The organism is Microbacterium sp. (assembly GCF_003248605.1).
Taxonomy (GTDB): domain Bacteria; phylum Actinomycetota; class Actinomycetes; order Actinomycetales; family Microbacteriaceae; genus Microbacterium.
In genome coordinates this window covers 1-5314 of record NZ_QFPF01000137.1, presented here as the reverse complement: position 1 = coordinate 5314, position 5314 = coordinate 1, and the positions used below count along the sequence as shown (strand labels likewise).

The 5314-nt window shown below is 70.7% G+C and carries 6 protein-coding genes; 4 read left to right on the top strand and 2 right to left on the bottom strand.

Annotated features, from left to right (window positions below; translation table 11 throughout):
• Positions 1–40 precede the first annotated feature (40 nt).
• From DI573_RS13630 to rplI, 3 genes are all read left to right on the top strand, one after another.
• On the top strand, positions 41–553 hold the full coding sequence (locus DI573_RS13630) for a single-stranded DNA-binding protein (RefSeq protein WP_292815392.1): 513 nt from the start codon (positions 41–43) through the stop codon (positions 551–553).
• Between the two features lie 105 nt (positions 554–658).
• Positions 659–913, top strand: coding sequence for a 30S ribosomal protein S18 (gene rpsR, locus DI573_RS13625; RefSeq protein ID WP_292815389.1), 255 nt, complete (start codon positions 659–661; stop codon positions 911–913).
• A 10-nt stretch (positions 914–923) separates the two neighbouring features.
• Entirely contained in the window at positions 924–1376 is a 453-nt protein-coding gene (rplI, locus tag DI573_RS13620) for a 50S ribosomal protein L9 (protein ID WP_292815386.1), read from the top strand.
• 236 nt (positions 1377–1612) lie between these two features.
• On the opposite strand, the gene DI573_RS13615 is transcribed toward rplI, so the two are convergent.
• Both DI573_RS13615 and DI573_RS13610 read right to left on the bottom strand, forming a co-directional pair.
• The gene (locus DI573_RS13615) at positions 1613–2842 is read right to left on the bottom strand and encodes a hypothetical protein (protein ID WP_292815383.1); all 1230 of its coding nucleotides are present in this window, start codon (positions 2840–2842) and stop codon (positions 1613–1615) included.
• 81 nt (positions 2843–2923) lie between these two features.
• Positions 2924–3937 carry a hypothetical protein gene (locus DI573_RS13610; RefSeq protein WP_292815381.1) on the bottom strand — a complete coding sequence of 338 codons (1014 nt, stop codon included), beginning with the start codon at positions 3935–3937 and terminating at the stop codon, positions 2924–2926.
• A 648-nt stretch (positions 3938–4585) separates the two neighbouring features.
• On the opposite strand from DI573_RS13610, the gene DI573_RS13605 reads away from it, so the two are divergent.
• Positions 4586–5314, top strand: a 729-nt coding sequence (locus DI573_RS13605) for a DnaB-like helicase N-terminal domain-containing protein (protein ID WP_292815378.1), incomplete at its 3' end; no start/stop codon positions are given.

The following is a 5314-nucleotide window of genomic DNA, read 5'->3' as shown; positions in this document are numbered from 1 at the left end:
GCCGAGTCCGCCGACGCCAAGGCTGCGAAGGTCTGACGCCATGGCCGGTGAGACCATCATCACCGTGGTCGGCAACCTGACCGCCGATCCCGAACTGCGCTACACGCAGAACGGGCTCCCCGTCGCGAACTTCACGATCGCGTCGACGCCGCGCAACTTCGACCGTGCCGCGAACGAGTGGAAGGACGGAGAAGCGCTGTTCCTCCGCGCGAGCGTGTGGCGCGAGTTCGCCGAGCACGTCGCCGGCTCGCTCACCAAGGGCTCGCGCGTGATCGCGACCGGTCGCCTCAAGCAGCGCTCATACGAGACGCGCGAGGGCGAGAAGCGCACCGCGATCGAGCTCGAGATCGACGAGATCGGCCCCTCGCTGCGCTACGCGACCGCTCAGGTCACGCGCGCGTCGAGTGGCGGCGGCGGTGGCGGTCAGAACCGCCAGCAGGTCACCGAAGAGCCGTGGGCGACGCCCGCATCGACGAACGCGGGCGGCAACGCCTCGTCGGGCGCCGACGCGTGGAGCACCCCCGGGTCCTACGGCGACGACACCCCGTTCTAAAGAAGACAAGATTCCGGATGCCGCATCCGGTCTGCCCGCGAGCCGAGAGGCGCGCCGGGCGACTGGCCGGGCCGCAGCATCCGACCTCACACCTGAAGGAAGACCATGGCTGGAAAGTCCAGCGGCGATCGCCGCAAGCCGCGGAAGGGCGCGAAGAACGCCGCCCCCGCGAAGCCGACCCGCGTCGGCGTCATCGACTACAAGGATGTCGCCACGCTTCGCAAGTTCGTCTCGGAGCGCGGCAAGATCCGTGCCCGTCGTATCACCGGTGTCTCGGTGCAGGAGCAGCGCCTCATCGCGACCGCGATCAAGAACGCCCGCGAGATGGCGCTCCTGCCCTACGCCGGCGCCGGCCGCTAAGGAGTAACCCATGTCGAAGCTGATTCTCACGAACGAGGTGGCCGGACTCGGCAGCGCCGGTGACGTCATCGAGGTCAAGAACGGGTACGCCCGCAACTACCTCATCCCCCAGGGCTTCGCCGTCGCGTGGACGCGCGGTGGCGAGAAGCAGGTGGCGTCCATCCGCGCCGCCCGCGAGGCCCGCGCCATCCACGACCACGAAGAGGCCGTGGCGCTGAAGAACACCCTCGAGGGCACCAAGGTGCGCCTGGTCGTCAAGGCCGGCGCCGAGGGGCGCCTGTTCGGCTCGGTCAAGACCGATGCCGTCGCCGACGCCGTCAAGGCCGCGGGCCTGGGCGAGATCGACAAGCGCAAGGTGCACTTCCCGTCGCCGATCAAGTCGGTGGGCGAGCACGAGGCCACGGTCCGTCTGCGTGACGACCTGACCGCCGTGATCACCCTCCAGGTGATCGCCGCCAAGTAAGCGCAGCGCTTCTGCGCACGCGGATGCCGCGGAGCCCCTCGGGGTCCCGCGGCATCCGTCGTTTGGGTGCGTCGCTCCCTGGGTCTGGGGGAGTCGCTCTTCGACGTTGGGGCGTCAGCGCCACCGTGGGGAGTCGCTCTTCGACGTTGGGGCGTCAGCGCCACCGTGGGGCGAGCTGCTCCGCGCCCCACGGTGATTTCGACGCCCCAACGCCGTCGGGGTGCCGACTCGACGGGTCAGCGCCGCGAGTGAGCTGTCCGGCCGAGCCGCAGGCCGAGGCCCACGGCGATCGCCGCGACGCCCACGGCCAACGCGAGCAGCGCAGAGCCGCCGTTGCCGCCCGTCTGCGCCAGTTCAGCGCCCGCGGGTGTGCCGACGACCGAGGCGAGGCCGCCGGTCACCATCGCCCCGTCCGTTCCGTCGACGGGGGTGCCGGGGATCGCCGGGTCGCCCGGCTCCCCCGGGTCGGTCGTGCCCGGGTCGGTCGTGCCGGGGTCGCCCGGGTCGGTCGTGCCGGGGTCGCCCGGGTCGGTCGTACCCGGGTTCGTCGGGCCGGTGACGGGTTCGGTCGTCGTGCTGTCGCCGATGACCGAGATGGCGTTGCCGCCGACGGTCACGGGAGCGACGAGGGGCAGGCTGAGCTGCGTTCCACCCAGGATGCTGTCCGCACCGCTCGTCGCCGGGCCGGTTCCGTCGGTGCCCGCTGATCCGGGGATCGCTCCACCCGATGTCGCGCCCGCGGATGCGCTGTCGCCGAGCACCGACACGGCGTTGCCGCCGACGGTCACGGGTGCGGCGACCGGCGCCGCGAGCTGAGTTCCGCTCAGGATGCTGTCGTCACCGCTCGTCGTCGGGCCGGTTCCGTCGGTGCCCGCTGGTCCGGGCACCGCACCGCTCGACGTCGCGTCCGCAGAGGCGCTGTCGCCGAGTACCGAGACGGCGTTGCCGGCGACCGTGACGGGCGCGGTGATCGGCGCGATCACCTGGGTGCCTCCGGCGATCGCGTCATCGCCCGAAGTGGTCGGTGCGGCAGCATCCGTCGTGGCCGGTTCGGCTGGAGCCGGAGCTGGAGCCGGAGCTGGAGCCGGAACCGCCGTCTGAGCGCCTGTGGACGCACTGTCGCCCAGCACCGAGATGCCGTTGCCCGACACCGTGACGGGCACTGAGACGGTCACGAGCGCCTGCGTGCCCGATGCGGCGCCGTCCTCTCCGGACGTGCTGCCCGCCGGTGCGGGCGCAGCAGCGGGAGCGGTCGTGGCGGCGCCCGCCGACGACGAATCGCCGAGCAGCGAGATGGCGTTGCCGCCGACCGTGAGGGGCGCCTCGACCCCGAGCAGCGCCTGGGTGCCCGAGAGCAGCCCGTCGTCGCCGGTCGTCTCGGCCGCGTTGGCGACCCCCGCTCCGAGGACGGCGATGCCGCCGCCGATGAACGCTCCGAGGAGCGCTCGCTTGATGAAGGTGTGCATGATGATTCTCCTGACTGAGTTGGGGAAGAGCGCGCCGAAGCGCGCGAGTGCATCTGCCGCGCGAACGCGGCGGAGCGCCCCTCAGTCAGGGGTGGTGTCGGTGGCGAAGACGGGTGCGCCGGGCAGGCGCAGGCCCGCTCTGCGGGCGCGGTCGAGTGCGATGAGTGCGGCCGTCCATGCCGCCGACAGCAGCGCGCCGACCAGGGCAGCCGGTCCCGCGGATCCCGAACTCCAGCTGCCGCCGCTCGCCGAACCCGCCGGCGCGCCGAGGCCGCCCGAACCCGATCCGGAGAACGCACTCGGGATGCCGGGGGCCGCGGCTACGACGCCGGCAACCCCCGCGACCGCGGCAAGGCTCGCCCAGAACGCCGGTGAGGCGATCGGATCGGGCGCGGCAGTCGCGACGGGGGTCGTGGCGGCGGGGGTGAGTGGAGCGGCCTGCGGGAGAGTCGAGGGCGCCTGCGGTGTCGCGACGCCGGGCACATCGGGAAGGGTGATCGGCGGCAGTGCCGTGCCGGCAGGAGGCGCCGAGAGCGGCGTCAGCAGAGCGGCGAGACGGTCGACGACGGTGACGACTTCGGTCGAGAGCAGTCCGGGCTCGATCGTTCCGGAGCCGACGATCGCCCCGAGTCGGTCGGAGGTGCCCGCCGCCTCCGCCACGGCACCCACGGTGCGGTTCACGGCGCTCACGACCGCCGTGTCGACCCGCGTGATCGTCGCGGTGACGTGTCCCGTCACCGCTTCTGCTGTGTCGACGGCGGTCGAGGTGAGGTTCGCAACGGGTGCGGCGACCGGCTCGGGGAGGTGGGTGACGACCGGTGTCACGACATCGACCACCGCGGGCTCGACGACGTCGAGGGTGGCCGAAGCGACAGCATCCACGTCGGTGACGAGGGAGTTCGCCGCCTCGCCGACGCCGTCGACGGTCGAGGTGAGTGTGCCGAGCAGCCCGCGATCGCCGGAGTCGTCCGTGGTGGCGGCCGACGCACTGTCGGGTGCGGCGAAGAGTGCCAGGGCGGCCCAGGCGAAGCCGACGCCGAGACCGATGGCGGTCCACCGGCCACGCTTCGCGATTCTGCCGCGCGCGACGTTCATGCCCTCACCCCCCGGTCGGACTCGTGCGGACCCGGACGTCGGATTCCGCCGTGCGGCGACGATACGCCCGTATATCGCTTGGTGTAAACCCCTCGTGCCCAGATTCGCGACACGCCCGGCGGCGGGATCGCCGACACGCCCGGGTCTCACCTCGGCTTGCGCTATCCCCCATTTGGGGGACAAATCCCCCCAGAGTTGTACACACCCCACAGTCACTAAGGGCAACCTTCAATCAACGGTTCAACTGATTCTGATTCCACAGGCTGTGAAACAGTAAATCCCAGGTCAATGGCCTCATTATTTCGCAGATGAGAGCTGTCTCATCTAGTTCTCCACAGGCTCCATCCACAGGCAGGGCGGCGTGTTCCCGACTCTCTCCACAGAGTTATCCACAGGCTGTCTTGCGCTCCGTCGGGGCGACCCATACCGTGAGGAAACGCACTTTCGGGGGAGGCCCGACGATGTCTGTCGGGCGGATGTCGGAGGGCTCTGCTGTGCTGGTGCGAGGGACATCGAGGCGCAGTGACGGCCTCCGTGTTCGGCGAAAGCGAGGTGCGTCCGTCAGGGTGCACGACGAGGCGCACCGACCGGGGCGCACAGTGTCCGCGAGAGCGGAAACATGCCGAATGGCGGCGGAGAGGAGTGCGGGTGTCGATCGCGGACATTTCCGAGGAGCGGATGGGCGGAGGCCCCCGCACCAATGAGCGCACCCCACCGCACGACCTGCTCGCCGAGCAGAGCACCCTGGGCGGCATGCTGCTGTCGAAGGACGCCGTCGCCGACGTCGTCGAGACCCTGCGCGGGCCGGACTTCTACGTGCCCAAGCACGAGGTCATCTTCGAGGCGCTGCTCACCCTCTACTCCCACGGCGAGCCCACCGATGTGGTCGCCGTCACCGACGAGCTGATCAAGACCGGCGATCTGCAGCGCGCGGGTGGTGCCGACTATCTGCACAGCCTCACCTCGATCGTGCCGACCGCGGCCAACGCGGGCTATTACGCCACGATCGTCGCTGAGCGGGCGCTACTGCGTCGCCTGGTGGATGCTGGCACCCGCATCGTGCAGATGGGTTACTCGGGTCAGGGTGAGGCCCTCGACCTGGTCAACAACGCGCAGGCCGAGATCTACTCGGTGACGGGTTCGCAGGAGACCGAGGACTACGTTCCCCTCACGATCGCCGTCGACGCCGCCGTCGAAGAGATCGAGGCAGCCCGCGGCCGCGACGGCATGATGATGGGCGTGCCCACCGGTTTCGCCGAGATGGACGACCTCACCAACGGGCTGCACCCCGGCCAGCTCATCATCATCGCCGCGCGCCCGGCCCTCGGTAAGTCCACGCTCGCGCTCGACTTCGCGCGCGCCGCATCGATCGGCCAC

Bases quoted from the DNA above. Each gene is read 5' to 3' on its own strand.
- DI573_RS13615 (WP_292815383.1), bottom strand. From the start codon at position 2,842: ATGCACACCTTCATCAAGCGAGCGCTCCTCGGAGCGTTCATCGGCGGC.
- DI573_RS13610 (WP_292815381.1), bottom strand. From the start codon at position 3,937: ATGAACGTCGCGCGCGGCAGAATCGCGAAGCGTGGCCGGTGGACCGCC.
- rpsR (WP_292815389.1), top strand. From the start codon at position 659: ATGGCTGGAAAGTCCAGCGGCGATCGCCGCAAGCCGCGGAAGGGCGCG.
- rplI (WP_292815386.1), top strand. From the start codon at position 924: ATGTCGAAGCTGATTCTCACGAACGAGGTGGCCGGACTCGGCAGCGCC.
- DI573_RS13630 (WP_292815392.1), top strand. From the start codon at position 41: ATGGCCGGTGAGACCATCATCACCGTGGTCGGCAACCTGACCGCCGAT.